At 71.1% G+C, this 14,413-nt stretch carries 15 protein-coding genes; 4 read left to right on the top strand and 11 right to left on the bottom strand.

What is annotated here, in order from left to right; translation table 11 throughout:
- The first annotated feature begins 2 nt into the window (after nt 1-2).
- From efeO to ACFY1H_RS35660, 3 genes are read left to right on the top strand one after another with little or no spacing between them, the layout of a single operon-like run.
- Nucleotides 3-1,148, top strand: a complete 1,146-nt coding sequence (gene efeO / locus ACFY1H_RS35670) for an iron uptake system protein EfeO (RefSeq protein ID WP_386953865.1) — start codon at nt 3-5, stop codon at nt 1,146-1,148.
- Nucleotides 1,145-2,401 (top strand): iron uptake transporter deferrochelatase/peroxidase subunit, encoded by a 1,257-nt coding sequence (efeB, locus tag ACFY1H_RS35665; RefSeq protein ID WP_366585619.1) that lies wholly within the window; start codon nt 1,145-1,147, stop codon nt 2,399-2,401. Before efeO ends, efeB begins: the two co-directional genes overlap by 4 nt.
- A 34-nt stretch (nt 2,402-2,435) precedes the next feature.
- Entirely contained in the window at nt 2,436-2,846 is a 411-nt protein-coding gene (locus ACFY1H_RS35660) for a PPOX class F420-dependent oxidoreductase (protein WP_386953862.1), read from the top strand.
- A 5-nt stretch (nt 2,847-2,851) separates the two neighbouring features.
- On the opposite strand, the gene ACFY1H_RS35655 is transcribed toward ACFY1H_RS35660, so the two are convergent.
- From ACFY1H_RS35655 to ACFY1H_RS35620, 8 genes are all read right to left on the bottom strand, one after another.
- Nucleotides 2,852-4,435, bottom strand: coding sequence for a carboxylesterase/lipase family protein (locus ACFY1H_RS35655; protein ID WP_386953859.1), 1,584 nt, complete (start codon nt 4,433-4,435; stop codon nt 2,852-2,854).
- On the bottom strand, nt 4,435-5,049 hold the full coding sequence (locus ACFY1H_RS35650) for a TetR family transcriptional regulator (RefSeq protein WP_366585613.1): 615 nt from the start codon (nt 5,047-5,049) through the stop codon (nt 4,435-4,437). The genes ACFY1H_RS35655 and ACFY1H_RS35650 overlap by 1 nt, the downstream gene beginning before the upstream one ends.
- A gap of 102 nt (nt 5,050-5,151) precedes the next feature.
- A complete protein-coding gene (locus ACFY1H_RS35645) occupies nt 5,152-5,706 on the bottom strand; it encodes a hypothetical protein (RefSeq protein ID WP_386953856.1) in 555 nt (184 codons plus the stop codon).
- Nucleotides 5,703-7,028 (bottom strand): hypothetical protein, encoded by a 1,326-nt coding sequence (locus tag ACFY1H_RS35640; protein WP_386953853.1) that lies wholly within the window; start codon nt 7,026-7,028, stop codon nt 5,703-5,705. The genes ACFY1H_RS35645 and ACFY1H_RS35640 overlap by 4 nt, the downstream gene beginning before the upstream one ends.
- Entirely contained in the window at nt 7,025-7,828 is an 804-nt protein-coding gene (locus ACFY1H_RS35635) for an ABC transporter ATP-binding protein (RefSeq protein WP_386954283.1), read from the bottom strand. Before ACFY1H_RS35635 ends, ACFY1H_RS35640 begins: the two co-directional genes overlap by 4 nt.
- A gap of 21 nt (nt 7,829-7,849) precedes the next feature.
- Nucleotides 7,850-8,626 carry a zf-HC2 domain-containing protein gene (locus ACFY1H_RS35630; protein WP_386953851.1) on the bottom strand — a complete coding sequence of 259 codons (777 nt, stop codon included), beginning with the start codon at nt 8,624-8,626 and terminating at the stop codon, nt 7,850-7,852.
- Nucleotides 8,623-9,204, bottom strand: coding sequence for an RNA polymerase sigma factor (locus ACFY1H_RS35625; RefSeq protein WP_366585605.1), 582 nt, complete (start codon nt 9,202-9,204; stop codon nt 8,623-8,625). The genes ACFY1H_RS35630 and ACFY1H_RS35625 overlap by 4 nt, the downstream gene beginning before the upstream one ends.
- A 466-nt stretch (nt 9,205-9,670) precedes the next feature.
- Entirely contained in the window at nt 9,671-10,300 is a 630-nt protein-coding gene (locus tag ACFY1H_RS35620) for a TetR/AcrR family transcriptional regulator (RefSeq protein ID WP_386954280.1), read from the bottom strand.
- A 260-nt stretch (nt 10,301-10,560) separates the two neighbouring features.
- On the opposite strand from ACFY1H_RS35620, the gene ACFY1H_RS35615 reads away from it, so the two are divergent.
- Nucleotides 10,561-11,493, top strand: a complete 933-nt coding sequence (locus ACFY1H_RS35615) for a zinc-binding dehydrogenase (RefSeq protein ID WP_386954277.1) — start codon at nt 10,561-10,563, stop codon at nt 11,491-11,493.
- On the opposite strand, the gene trpC is transcribed toward ACFY1H_RS35615, so the two are convergent.
- The 3 genes from trpC to ACFY1H_RS35600 all read right to left on the bottom strand — a co-directional run bounded on the left by trpC (nt 11,490) and on the right by ACFY1H_RS35600 (nt 14,357).
- A complete protein-coding gene (gene trpC, locus ACFY1H_RS35610) occupies nt 11,490-12,266 on the bottom strand; it encodes an indole-3-glycerol phosphate synthase TrpC (protein WP_366585601.1) in 777 nt (258 codons plus the stop codon). The genes ACFY1H_RS35615 and trpC overlap by 4 nt on opposite strands.
- Before the next feature lie 151 nt (nt 12,267-12,417).
- Nucleotides 12,418-13,332, bottom strand: a complete 915-nt coding sequence (locus ACFY1H_RS35605; protein ID WP_366585599.1) for a MazG family protein — start codon at nt 13,330-13,332, stop codon at nt 12,418-12,420.
- Nucleotides 13,329-14,357, bottom strand: a complete 1,029-nt coding sequence (locus ACFY1H_RS35600; RefSeq protein ID WP_366585597.1) for a hypothetical protein — start codon at nt 14,355-14,357, stop codon at nt 13,329-13,331. Before ACFY1H_RS35600 ends, ACFY1H_RS35605 begins: the two co-directional genes overlap by 4 nt.
- Nucleotides 14,358-14,413: the final 56 nt, after the last annotated feature.

Below are 14,413 nucleotides of genomic sequence, written 5' to 3'. Positions count from 1 at the left end.
CCGTGCCCCTTTCTCCCAGAACCCCACTGGCCGTGCTCGCCGGGGTCGGCGCCCTCGTGGCCCTGTCCGCGTGTGACAGCACCGACTCCGCGACGAGCGGCTCCGGCGCCGCGGGCCCGATCAAGGTCGAGGCTTCCGACAGCACCTGCGCCGTCGCCGCGAACACCGCCAACGCGGGCAACGTGACGTTCGAGATCACCAACAAGGGCACCAAGGTCACCGAGTTCTACCTCTACGCCGAGGGCGACCGGATCATGGGCGAGGTCGAGAACATCGCCCCCGGCCTCAACCGCCGGCTCATCGTCGAGGTCCCCGAGGCCGGCAAGTACCAGACGGCGTGCAAGCCCGGCATGGTCGGCAACGGCATCCGCGGCGACTTCACCGTCACCGGCGGCGCGCAGAAGCAGACCGACACCGACTCGCAGAAGGCCGAAGCCACCAAGAGCTACGCCACCTACGTCGCCAACAACACCGCCGCGCTCGAGACGGAGACGCAGAAGTTCGTCGACGCCGTGAAGGCCGGCAAGGTCGACGAGGCGAAGGCCGAATACGCCACCACGCGCGTGTATTACGAGCGCATCGAGCCCGTCGCGGAGAAGTTCGGCGACCTCGACCCGGCCATCGACGTGCGCGAGGCCGACCTCGAGTCGGGCCAGAAGTTCACCGGGTTCCACCGGCTCGAGAAGGACCTGTGGGTCACCGGCCTGCAGCCCGACAGCCCGCAGATCGCCGACAAGCTGCTCACCGACGTCAAGGACCTGGTCGCCAAGACCAAGACGCTGCAGCTGAGCGCGCTCGACCTCGCCAACGGCGCCAAGGGCCTGCTCGACGAGGTCGCCACCGGCAAGATCACCGGCGAGGAAGAGACGTTCTCGCACACGGACCTGTGGGACTTCCAGTCCAACGTGGATGGTTCGAAGGGTGCGATCGCCTCGCTGCGCCCGATCCTGCAGGAGCGCGACCCGGCGCTGGTGTCCACTCTGGACAAGCAGTTCGCCAACGTGCAGGCGCTGCTGGACAAGACGCGCGTGGGTGACGGGTTCAAGTACTACAACCAGCTGTCGCAGGACGAGATCAAGGCGTTCGCCTCGGCGGTCGACGCGCTGAGCGAGCCGCTGAGCAAGGTCGCGGAGGTTGTGTCGAAGTGAGCGAAGAGGGCACCCGCGTCTCCCGCCGCAAGCTGTTCGGCCTGGCGGGGGCGGGGGTCGCCCTGGCCGGCGCGGGGGCGGCGGCCGGGGTCGGCATCGACAGAATGGGCGGTTCCACGGCGCAGGCCGCGGTGACCACTGTGGACTTCCACGGCGAGCACCAGGCCGGCATCGTCACGCCGACCCAGCAGAACCTGCACTTCGCGGCGTTCGACGTGACGACCACCGACGTCGGCGAGCTGCGGCAGCTGTTGCGCACGTGGACGTCGGCGGCGCGGCGGATGACGGCGGGCCAGGAGGTGGTGCCGAACGGCGCCGTCGGCGGCGCGGCCGAAGCCCCGCCGGGCGACACCGGTGAGGCGCTGGACCTGCCCGCGTCCGAGCTGACGTTGACGATCGGTTTCGGCCCGTCGCTGTTCGACAACCGGTTCGGCCTGGCGTCGAAGCGGCCGGCGCAGCTGATCGACCTGCCGCTGTTCCCGAAGGACAAGCTCGACCCCGCGCGCACCGGCGGTGACCTGTGCATCCAGGCGTGCGCCAACGACCCGCAGGTCGCGGTGCACGCCGTGCGCAACCTCGCGCGGCTCGGCTTCGGCGTCACCGAGGTGCGCTGGTCGCAGCTCGGCTTCGGCCGCAGCGCGTCGACCTCGCGCGAGCAGGCCACGCCCCGCAACCTGTTCGGCTTCAAGGACGGCACCAACAACATCAAGTCCGAGGACACCGATTTCCTGCGCGACGAGGTGTGGGCCACGGCCGGCGACGGCCAGGCCTGGATGGCCGGCGGCTCGTACCTGGTGGCCCGGCGGATCCAGATGCACATCGAGACGTGGGACCGCGAACCGCTGGAAGGCCAGGAGCAGATCATCGGCCGCACCAAGGGTTCCGGCGCACCGCTGGGCCAGACGGCGGAGTTCGACGAGGTCGACCTCGGCGTCCGCGGCGCCGGCGGCGTGCCCCTGATCGCCGACGACGCGCACATCCGCCTGGCTTCGCACCAGACGCTGAACGGGACCCGGATCCTGCGGCGCGGCTACAACTTCGTCGACGGTTCCGACGGCGTCGGCCACCTCGAAGCCGGCCTTTTCTTCCTGGCCTTCAACCGCGATACGCGCAAGCAGTACGTGCCCATGCAGCAGGCGCTGTCGTCGAAGGACGCGATGATGGAATACGTGCAGCACACCGGTTCGGCGCACTTCGCGGTTCCGCCGGGCCTGACCCCCACCTCGAACTGGGGCGACGGCCTGTTCGCTTGACTTCAAGTGGGGTTGAACTTGCACGGTGGAGTGCATGTTCACCTCAGCAGAGATCGACTACCTCGCCACGCAGGGTCTCGGCCGGCTCGCCACGCAGCAGCCGAACGGGACCCTGCAGGTCAGCCCCGTGGGCTTCACCTACAACGCCGAGGCCCAGGCCATCGACATCACCGGCTACCACCTGACCCAGAGCCGCAAGTACCGCAACGTCGCCGCCAACGGCCGCGCCGCCTTCGTGGTGGACGACCGCCCGTCGCTGAACCCCATGCGCGTGCGCTGCCTGGAAATCCGGGGCCACGCCGAGGTGCTGACCGACGTCTTCGCGCCCGACGGGCACCTCGACGGCGCGGTCATCCGGCTCCACCCCGAACGCATCATCAGCATGGGCATCGACGACGGTGACGTGCCGCCGTTGGAGATGAAGCCGAACAACCGCAACGTCTGAGGCCGCTACCGGATCGTCGACCAGAACCCGCACCGGTGCTCCGCCGCCGCGTCCACCGGCTGGATCTGGTCGGGCACCAGCCGAAGCCGCCCGTGCGCCGTCCCGGCCGGCCACTTCGGGGCGCCCGCGTGGTTCGGATTGCCGGTGCGGGCAAAGGTGGTCCAGTAGGCGATCATGCTCGCCGCCAGGTCCTGCTGGGGCTGGGTCTTCAGCAGGTCGAGGCCGCCCAGGTCGAACAGGTACGGCAGGTCGGACGCGTGCGCGGCGCCCGGGGAGAAGCCGGGGACGTTGATGCCGTTGACGTTGGGGGCGTTGGGGTCCGCGAACTCGTACGGGTACACGGTCGTGTGCCGCGCGAGTTCCTGGTCGGCGGTCACCGTGGGGCAGGCCCAGCCCGCGTCGGTGGTGACGGTGGCCCAGGCCAGTGGCGCGGATCCGTAGCGCGCCAACGGGTACTGGGCCGCGACGCGGTCGGCGTCCGCGCCGAAGGCGGCCTTCAGCAGAGCCGGGTAGGTCTGGTCGGTGATCAGCGTGGGGTCGGCCATCACGGCGCCGCCGACGAACGCGCGTTCCTCGTCCCGGTTTCCGCCGGAGATCACCGGCACGTGCGCGAACTGCCCGTACTGCAACGCCTTCGCCGGGTCCAGCGGCAGCACCGGCGTGCCGTAGGCGAGGTGGTCGGAGAAGCTCTGGTTCAGCGCCACCAGGTCGGCGGCCGGTTTGCCGCGCATGCACGTCAGTTCGTCGCTCTGGCAGCCGTTGCCTTGCGCGGCGTCGAGGCCGTCGGCCTGATCCTGCTGCAGCGAGGTGTAGGGCCGGTCCGCGGGCGCGCCCGGGAACAGCGCGCCGGCCGGCCAGTTCAGCCGGCACGACCCGGAGGACATGATCGCTTTGTCGACCAGGCCGCGGGCCTGCGGCGACGTCAGCATCGCGCACACCGACATGCCGCCGGCCGACTCGCCGAAGATGGTCAGGTTGTCCGGATTCCCGCCGAACGCGGTCGCGTTGCGCTTGGCCCACTTCAGGCCGGCGATCTGGTCCTGCAGCCCGAAGGTGCCGGATCCGCGCAGGCCGGGGAGGCCGTAGTAGCCGAAGACGCCGAGGCGGTAATTGAGCGTCACGACGATGACGTTGCCCTGGTCGGCCAGCCGGTCGGCGGTGTAGCTGTCGCCGGCGCCGCTGGTGTAGCCGCCGCCGTGCCACCACACCATCACGGGCAGCTTGGCGCCCGGCGCCATGCGGCGCGGGGTGGTGACGTTGACGAACAGGCAGTCCTCATCGGCCGACGCGGGCTGCCCCGGCCCGGCCGCGGTCTGCGGGCAGTGGCTGCCGGCCTTCGTGGCCTCGCGGACGCCGGACCACGGCGTCGCGGGTTGCGGCGCAACCCAGCGCAGCGCGCCCACCGGCGGTTTCGCATAGGGCACGCCGAGGAAGTGGCGGGTGGTCGCGTTCGCGTCGCCGTGCAGCAGGCCGGTGTCGACCCGGACCCTCAGCGGCGCGTCCTCGGCCGCGGCGGCCGCGGCGCCGGTCGCGGTGGACAACGCGAGCACCACCACGGCTGCGGCGGCGGCGATCCTGTGAAGCCTCATCAGTCTCCCCTTGGTGCTGTGGTTGCGATGTCGAACAGGGTCTGCAGTTCCGAGGCGTACGGCTCGACGGAACCGCCGCCCGCGATGTGGGCCAGCGCCGCGTCGAGCGCACCGCGGACGGTCGCGCACATGACATCCACGTCGAACGCGCGGAACTGGCCCTGCTCCTGACCCGCGCGCAAGCCGGCTGCCAGCTCCGCCATCTCCCGCGTGTGCCGGTGGTGCCCGGCGCGCGGCACGCCGTCTTTGTCCGAATAGATGTTGCTGAGCGCCGCCATCTCCGTCGGGTGCGCGGCGTACAGCTCGACGCTGCCGCCGATGAACGTCAGCAACGCCTCGCGCGGCGAGGCCGCCGCCGCCATCCGCGGCCCCAGGAACTCCAGCCCGAGGTCGTACACCGACCGCACCACCTGCTCGATCAGCTCGGCCCGGTCGCGAAAGTGGTACGTCAGCACACCGCGGCTGACCCCGGCCCGCTCGGCGATGCGCACCGTCGACGCCTTCGCCGGCCCCACCTCGGCGATCAGCTCGATCGCACACCGCACCAGCTGCTCGCGACGGGCCGCGTGGATGAAGGACGCGGTGTCGCCTTCCTGAGCTGGTTGAACAGACATGTTCAAAAGCTAGCAGCCCTGTTCAATCGGTGCCACTCATCGAAAAAGCCGGTTGTCGTACCCGCCCCTCGTGCGAGTACGACAACCGGCCGGTCCCCCAGGTCAGCGGCGCGCCCCCACCGCCGAGTACAGCCCCGCGCCTACCACGAACAGTCCGCCCGCGACCCACCACGACACCGCGACGTCCGAGGGCTGCAAGGGCCACGCCAGCACGTGGAACAGCCCCACCGGTTCCCCAGGTGCGAAGAGCGCCAGCACCAGCCACAGCAAAGGCAGCGTCCACCCGAACTGGCCGCCGAAGGCGAACGCGGCCAAGCCTGCCAGGCCGACGAGGCCGAGGCCGTCGCGCAGGATCACAGGGGCTGGGACGGCCGAGGCGCGCACGAGGAGCAGCACGCCGACCGCCACGACGCCCACCAGCACCAGGTGCACGAGCCGCCGCGGGAACCAGCCGAAGGCGGCGGTGCGGTCGAGGTCCACGTCCTGGCCCGAGAGCCCGGTGGCCGCAACGGCGACAGCCGCGCCGAGGGCCAGCGAGGCGAACAGCACCGACCAGTCGGCGCCGGCCAGGATCCGGATCACGAGCGGGCACAGGACCAGGGCCGCAAGGGACGCGGGCAGGCGGCGAGAGCGGGCGTAGAGCGTCAGCCACCTCATTGCGACGCCCCGGTCAGCAAGGCGTACGGGTCGCCGGAGCAGGTCTGCTGAGCCTGGTACGCAGCCGAGACGCGCGCGAGCTGCTCGGCAGCGGGCAGGGCGCGCAACTGCGCCCCCACGTCGTGCATCGGCGTGGTCAGCCAGGAACCGTAGTCGTCGGCGTGCGGTGGATCGCCCGGGTCGCCGAGGAGCCAGGAGGCGATGATGTAGCGCGCCTTCGTGGCGGTCGGCGGGCCGGAGCAGAAGGGGGCGGTCGCGAGGAGCTCGTACTCGAGGTCGCGGCCGGAGACGTCACGCAGTTCGGCGTCGTCGCGGCGGACGACGAGCGCGGACGGGTCGCCGGGGCCGTGGGCCCTGTTCTCCGAGGTCGTCGTCTCGACGACATGCGTCGGCGCGGACGGCAGCTTTGCCAGCAGTGCCAACGCATCCTTGCCCGGTCCGGCCACAGTGGACAGCCATTCGCCGTGCAGGGCCGTGACGCACACCGGACCGTCGCACACGGGCGCGGCCGCGCTCGGGTTGTCGACGAAGTTGTCGGTCGCCGTGGCCGGGAAGATCGGGATCGCGATCGCCAGCCCGACGAGAGCCGGCAGCACGGCGAACCAGCGCCGGGCCGCGAGCACCAGGAACCCCGTGGCGGCAAGTCCGAGCAGCCAGCACAGCTGACCGATCGACACCGAAACGACCGGGTCCACGAACGCGCTGTACGGCTGCCCACCCGCGGGCGAGAGCAGCGCGATCCGGTTCGGCACCGTCTGCTGCACGGCGCTCCCGCGCACCCCCGCGACCTGCAGGAACACGCCCACCACCAGCGCCACGACCCCGGCGGCCGGCGCCGTCAGCGAGTGCGGCAGCAGCCGCCCGACGGCGAGCCCGACGGCGGCACCCGCCACCACCGAAGCGACGCCGACCAGCAACGGCAGCACCCACGTGAAGGTGAACACCCCGTCGTTCGCGATCACCTGGCCGAGTCCGATCGCGACGATCAGGAGGTAACCGGCCACGGCGGACAGTCCGATCACGAGCCCGACCTTCGCCGTGCGCCGCGCGACGGGCAGCGGGGTCGTGGCCAGCAGTTCGTCCATTCCGGACCGTCGGTCACGCATCCCCTGGATCGCGGCCGCGCACACGATGATCGGCCACAGCAGGGAAAGCAGGTAACGAGACCAGAGGATCGACGGTGTCCACTGGAGGTTCCACGCCTCGTCGTCCTTCCACCACGGCCCGCTGAACAGGAAGAAGAAACCCAGCCCCACGGCCAAGAGCGCGAACAGGAGCCAGGGCGCGATCGTCCGGCGCGCCTCCGTGCGCAGCACGCTCACCAGGAACCCCTCCCCCGGTCGTGGTTGAGCAGCGCCGAGTAGCCACGCTCGATGGGGCTGTCGCCGATGTCTTCGGGCGTGCCGGCGGCGGCCAGCTGGTCGGGCGTGCCCTGGAAGACGAGCTTGCCCTCGGCGAACAGCACGACGTCGGTGCACGCCGTGGCGACGTCTTCCACCAGGTGCGTCGACACGACGACACACGAGTCCTGTCCGAGCTGCGCCATGAGCTCGCGGAAGCGCACGCGTTGCGCCGGGTCGAGGCCCGCGGTGGGCTCGTCCAGCAGCAGGATCTGCGGGTCGTTCACGATGGCCTGCGCGATGCCGACGCGGCGGACCATGCCGCCCGACAGCGTTTTCAGCTTGTCGTCGGCGCGGTCGGCCAGCCCCACGCGCTCGATCGCGCGCTGCACGGCGGCGGGGATGTCGTGTTTGGACATCTCCTTCAGCCACGCCAGGTACTCGACGAACTCACGCACCGTGAACCGCTTGTAGTACCCGAACGTCTGCGGCAGGTACCCGATCCGCCGGCGCAGGCGGCGCTGGTCGATGTGTCCCCCGACTGACTCACCGAGCAGCGCCAGCCCGCCTTCCGCCGGCCGGAGCACTGTCGCCAGTGCTCTGATCAGCGTGGTCTTGCCGGCCCCGTTGGGCCCGAGCAGGCCGTGGACTCCCTTGCCCAGGGACAGATCCAGGCCGTCGACGGCCATTTTCCGCCGCCCCACTCGTACTTTCAGCGCTTCCGCCTGGATTTCCCAGGCATAGGTCGACGGAGCGACCTCAGCGGCTTCGACTGCCCGCATGTCCATTGTCCCCTTCCTCCCTCAGTGATGCGCGCTGAGCCGCGTGAAAGCGCTCCGGCGGAGCACCACCACCACAGCCGTCAACGCGAAGATCCCGCCCCAGACCGGGAGCGATCCCGGTTGCAGTGCGAACGAAGAACCCTTGGCCACCGTCGGCAGCACCAGCACCGCGATCCACGCCGCGACCAGCACCAACGCCGCCCGGCTCACGCCGATGAGCCCGCCCAGCGCCAGGGTTCCCGTGGTGAACGCGAGGCTCGGCAGCAGTGCCAGCCCCAGATTCGTGCCGGTGAGCCAGCCCGCGACCAGCAACACCGGAACGACGGTCACCAGCACGGCCGTCGTGCGGCGCAGCACGAGGTCCAGACCGGCCCGCGGACTCGCGGCGACCAGCTCGTACGCCGGATCGAGGCCGCGTGACCACGACGCCGCGACGCCCAGCACCGGCAGAACCGGTGCGAAAATCTGGACGAACGACAGGTTTCCCTGGAACCCGCGGTCGAGCAGTACGGCCACGACCGCCACCAGCACCGTCATCACCAGCCACGGCAGCATCACCGGGGTCGCCCAGCTGCGGGCCGTGAAGCGGCCGGGTACGCGTTGGGGCTTGGTGGTGAGCTGGGGCTGGAGTCCATTCCAGACCGTCTCGATCATGGGGTCCGATGTGGACAGTTGCGCCAGCCGCGCGCGGCAGACGGAACACGTCTCCAGGTGGGCCTCGGCGGCCCACTCCTCGTCGCCCGGCAGGGTGCCGCCTTCGAGGTAGCCGGTCAGGAGTCGATCCGAGACGTGGTTCATGTCAGTGCCTCTCGCATGGCGATCCGCGCGCGGCGCGCCCGCGTCTTCACAGTTCCTTCCGGCAGCCCGAGCAGCACAGCGGTCTCGCGGACGGACAGCCCGTCGAGCACCATCGCCTGCAGGACCTGCCGCAGCTCGGGGGCGAGCGTGCGCAGCGCGTCGCCCACCTCGTCGCCGACGGTGCCCCGGAGCGCTTCCTCCTCCGCCGCCGGCGCGATCACGTCGACCTGCGTCACGGTCGGCACCTGCGCGTGCTGCGCCCTCCGCCGAAACGCGTCGACCAGCCTTCTCGCGGCGATCGTCCACACCCACCCGACCGCCGACCCGCCGGCCGCAGCTCCGGCGAACGACCCGGCCGCGCGCCACACCGCGAGGTACGTCTCCTGCATGACCTCCGCGACGACCTGCTCATCCGCACACCGGCGCCGCAACCGCACCGCCAACCAGGGCGCCGTCCGCCGGTAGAACTCCTCGAACGCCGCCCGATCACCCCGCGCAACCCGGCGGACGAGCTTCTCCTCGTCCACCTCTGTCGCGGGCTTCTGGTGCTTCACATCAGGCAAGACGCCGCGAATCATCCCACGGTTCTCATCGATGTGTGGTTTGGGTCACACCACTGGGTGCAGGGGCATGCGGCCGCGGGTGGAAGTGGTTGTGACCGTGGGATGCGCGAATGGCCTGGACCGCTGAGGCGACGGGCAAGGTCGCTCGGATGCTCCGGCCTGCCCGCGACGCTGCGGGAATCCGGCCTCGGGGTGCGGGGCACACGGCCGACAGGGGCGCACCCGTGGTGGTTACACCGATGGGTGCAGGGGCATGCGGGCCGCAGACGGCCGCTACGGGATGGCGCGGAAGGCCTGCGATCGCCAGCGCGGCGAAGCGCCGAGAAGTGGCGACGCCCGCCGGCCCGCGCCTCCGCGGTCACACCGCCCGGGTACAGGGCATCCGAGCCGCACGCGGCAGCGCCGTAGCGCAGAAGGCCTCAACCACCAGTGCGGCCGCGCGGCGAGAAGCAGCGACGGCCGTTGGCCAGTGCCGCCGTGGTTACACCACTGGGTGCAGGGGCATGCGGGCCGCCGGTGGGAGTGGCGACAGTTGCGGGGTGGCGCGGAAGGCCTGGATCGCCAGTGCGGCGAAGCGGCGGGAAGCGGCGATGCGGGCGGCGGGTGAGGTGGCGTGGATGCCGTTGTTGGCCATGAGGACCAGGACGAGGTCGTCGACGACGAAGTCGGGGCGGAGGTGACCCGTGGTTTTGGCGCGGCGGGCGAGCTCGGCGATCGAGGCGAGGGCGGAGTCGCGGGTGGTGGTGAAGTCGAAGGCGCGCGGGAAGCGAGAGAGGAACGCGGCGGTGAAGCCGCGGTCGCGAGCGTGGACGGCGAAGAGTTTTTCGATCACCAGGCAGAAGCCGAGCCACGGGTCGGGGGTGGCGAGGCCCTCGTCGACGATCTGGCGGCAGATCTGGAGCTGATCGGCGAAGGCCGCGCCCGCCAGGTCTTCCTTGGTCGGGAAGTGGCGGTAGAGCGTGGCCGGCCCGACGCCGGCGCGGCGGGCGATCTCGCGCATCGGAACGTCGAGGCCTTCGGCAGCGAAGACCTCGCGGGCCGCGGTGAGGATGCGGTCGCGGTTGTCGCGGGCGTCGGAGCGGAGGGGGCGCGAAGCGGCTGAGTCGCCGATCTCAGCGCGCGGCGTGGCGGGCCGCGAAGCAACCGGGCCCACGCCAGCTGCAGGCGACGCAGCATCACCCGAGGCAATGGCCTCCGAGCCCGAGGCCCGCGAAGCGTCCGCAGGCGAAGCGGCATCAACCGAGGGAGCGTCCGCGCGTGAAACAGCGGGGCGCGAGGTCTGAGGCAAACGAGCCGTCACGCTCTCACTTTAGCCGAAGCGGACGCCCCCGTCCGTTAGCGTCGGTGGCCGTACGAGAGGAGAACACGCAGGTGAAAGCAGTGGCGATTCAGGAGTTCGGGCCGGCCGACGGGTTGCGGGTCGTCGAGGTGCCGGAGCCCGCACCGGGGGCGGGGCAGGTGCTCATCGAGACCGAGGCGATCGGCGTGGGCGGGGTCGACGCGGTGATCCGGCGCGGCACGCTCGGCAGTTACGGCTTCAAGACCGGCCACATCCCCGGCAGCGAGGTCGCCGGGACGGTCATCGGGGTCGGCGAAGGGCTCGACGGGAGCCTGAAGGGCCGGCGGGTGTGGGCGTTCACCGGAACCGGCGGCGGGTACGCCGAGAAGGCGGTGGCCAGCGACTTCCTGCCGATCCCCGAGAGTCTGAGCAGCGAAGACGCCGTGGCCATCGGCACGTCGGGAGCCGTCGCGCACTTCGCCCTGGCGCATGCGCACTTCCGGAAAGGCGAGGCCGTGCTGGTGCGCGGGGCGGCCGGGAGCATCGGGGTGTCGGCGGTTCAGCTGGCGGCAAGGAGCGCCAAGACCGTGGCCGTCACGACGTCGAGCACAGCACGAGGCGAGCGCCTCAAGAAGCTCGGCGCCACGGAGGTCCTCGACCGGGCGGCGAGCGGCGAAGGCAAGTACGACGTCATCATCGACCTGATCGCCGGCTCGAACCTGCCGGACTTCTTCGACAAGCTCAACCCCAACGGCCGCCTCGTGGTCGTGGGCGTGGTCGGCGGCATGCCGCCAGCCGACTTCGCCGCGAAGCTGCTGCAGAACTTCCAGAAGTCCCTCTCGTTCATGACCTTCAGCGCCGACACCGTGCCCCGCGCGGAACTACAACGGGTGCGCCTGGAGCAATTCGAGGACGCGGCATTCCACGGCGTCGTCCACGAAATCCTGCCGCTCGACGAGGCCGCCAAGGCCCACCAGAAGATGGACGACGGCGAGGTCTTCGGCCGGATCGTCCTGAAGCCCTAACCCTGGATGAAGTCGCGGACGGACGTCACCGGGTCGCCCGAGCGCACCAGCGCCTCGCCGACCAGGACGACGTCCGCGCCCCAGCCGCGGTACTCCGCGACGTCGCCCGGGCCGGCGACGCCCGACTCCGCCACGCGCACGCGGTCGGCCGGGATCTGCGGGCCGAGCTCCTTGAACACGGTCCGGTCGACCTCGAGCGTCGTGAGGTCACGCGCGTTGATGCCCAGCACCTGCGCGCCGGACGCGACCGCGCGCTCCAGTTCGCCGGCCGTGTGCGATTCCACCAGCGGCGTCAGGCCCAGCTCCACCGCGAGGCCGTACAGGTCGTCGAGCAGCGAACCCTCCAGCGAGACGACCATCAGCAACGCCAGGTCCGCCCCGAACGCCCGCGCCTCCCACAGCTGGTACGGCTCCACAATGAAGTCCTTGCGCAGCACCGGAATGTCCACCCGCGCCCGCACGGCTTCGAGGTCCGCCAGCGACCCGCCGAAGCGGCGACGCTCCGTCAGCACACTGATGGCCGCCGCCCCGCCCTGCTCGTACTGGCCCGCGAGCGCGGCCGGGTCGGCGATCTCGGCGAGCGCGCCCTTGCTCGGGCTCTTGCGCTTCACCTCGGCGATGATCGACACGCCGGAAGCGCGGAACGCGGGCAGCGGATCCCGCGTCGGCGGCAGGTCGCGGACGCGCGCCTGCAGGTCGGCCAGCGACGTCGACCGCTTGCGCTCCTCCAGATCCTCCCGGACACCCTCGAGAATCCCGTCCAGCACGCTCATACCCAACTCCTCCACCGACGACCGCCCAGCCACCATCGTCGGTCCACCCGGGACAGAAGGCACGCGGGAGTGCGCGCGATCACTGCGTGACGTACCGCCCAGGGCACCGAGCGTGGCCGAACGGACGCGCGAAAAAGCCCCGAAACGCCCGTTACGGCCAGAACTTGCGCCAGCCGTCCGCTTCCAGCGTCGACGGTTCCACGCCCGCCTCGCGCGCCGCATCCTCGGCCGCCCGGATGTCCCGCGCGAACTGCTTCGCGACGGCCCGCAGCTCACCTTCGGGATCGGTGCCCGCCCGGCGCGCCGTGGCCGCCGTGCGGAACAGCTGCGCCGCCGGGTCCGAGCCGGCCGGGAACAGGTCCAGCGGAATCCCCGCCCGCCCGCTGCGTTGCCCGAGCTTCGCGGCCAACGCGACGGCCGGCTGACCGAGCGCGACACCGTCCACAATGGAACGACGCTGCTTCTCCGCCTGCTTGAGCTCTTCCCACTTCAGGTTCTGCTGGTCGACCGTGGCCACCTTCGCCGCGTCGGCGAACACGTGCGGGTGCCGCCCGACGAGCTTCGCCGTCAACGCCCGCGCGACGTCGTCGATCGTGAACGGGTCCTCGGCGTCTTCGGCGGCCACACGGGCGTGGAAGAGCACCTGCAGGAGGACGTCGCCGAGCTCTTCGCGCAGGGCCTCGCGGTCGTTCTCCTCGATGGCGTCGAGCAGCTCGTAGGTCTCCTCGACGAGGTACTGCCGGAGCGTTTCGTGCGTCTGCACCGCGTCCCACGGGCAGCCGCCGGGCGAGCGCAGCCGGTCCATGACCTCGGCGGCCTCCACCAGCGGCGCGACCGGGGCCTCGATCACGCGCGCACCCGCGGCCACCAGGGCGGCCGCTTCCGGCGACGAGGTCGACGCCGTGATCAGGACGCGGTCGCCTGCGACCCCCGCCGGAACCGGCGGCACCCCGAACTGGGCGGCGTCAACGTCCGAAGCCGCATACACCGCGGCGCCACGCAACAACCCGACCGCTTCGGCCGGCACCGTCGCCCCGTGCGCGACGACGACAACCGACCCGCTCACTGCTGAGCCGGAGCACTACCCCGGACGGGCAGGAGGAGGCCCTGAAGGCTGTTCGCGTTGGCCGCGAGGTCCATGCCCACGGTGTCCCACACGCCGTAACGCGGGTTGATCTTGTAGTCGACGTCGCCGACATACGGCTGCAGCATCCGCACCCCGATCGCCCCGATCTGGTCCGGCGTCGGCTGCTGCGCCTGGTCGGTCGAGACGGGCTTGTCGGTGGAGCGCTGCTTCACCACGGCCACGATCCACTCGCTCGGCAGCTGGCTCGGGTTGGGCTGGAACGCCATGACGTTGTTCGGCTCCGTGCCGAACAGCACCGACCCGGCATCGGCGGGCGACGACAGCGCCGCAAGCGGTTCGCCGACGTTGCCCTGCGCGCCCTTCGCCAGATCCGCCTGCACGGCGGCCGGGTCGGCCGCGTACGTCTGCGCCTTCGCCAGCGCTTCGGCACGCGAATCGGCCGGGTCGACCGACGGCGCCTGACCATCGGCGGTCGGCCCGGCGATCACGACGTAGTCGAGAGTGACCGACAGCTTCGGCAGGTACTTCACCGCGAGCTGCTGCTCCAAGTACGCGTCGGTGAGCGCTTCGCGGTGGTCGCGGGTCCGCTGCACGAGCTGCGTCACGGCCGCGGGCTGGTCCTGCGCGAGGTTCTCCGGCATGGGTCCGGCGAGCGGGTCGCCCTGCGCCAGGGCGGCGGAGATGGTGGCCTCGTCGGCGACGAGGCCTTCCTTCTGCGCCGCCTTCTGCACCACGGCGTGCAGCAGCTGCTGGCGGACGATCTCCCGGCCCACCAGGTCGAGCTTGTGCTGCGCGGCGAGCTGCTGCGCGTACGGCTGCTCCTGGACGGCCTTGTCCAGCAGGGTCTGCACCTGGTCGATGGTGGTGACCTGGCCGTCGATGACGGCCGCGGCGCCCACCTGGCTGGGCCCGGCGCCGCACCCGGCGAGCAGAAGGCCACTGGCGACGACACCCGCCAGCGCGCTAGACCGTTTCTTCGAGCCGAGGCGCCCCATGATCCGCATCACAGGCCATACCCTCTCACACCGCCGCCCCCGAAACGCAACACCATCGGGGTGCG

It is taken from the genome of Amycolatopsis sp. NPDC001319, from assembly GCF_042896185.1.
Taxonomy (GTDB): Bacteria; Actinomycetota; Actinomycetes; order Mycobacteriales; family Pseudonocardiaceae; genus Amycolatopsis.
The sequence above is the reverse complement of the archived record's forward strand: the minus strand, read 5'-3'. Positions and strand labels throughout refer to the sequence as shown.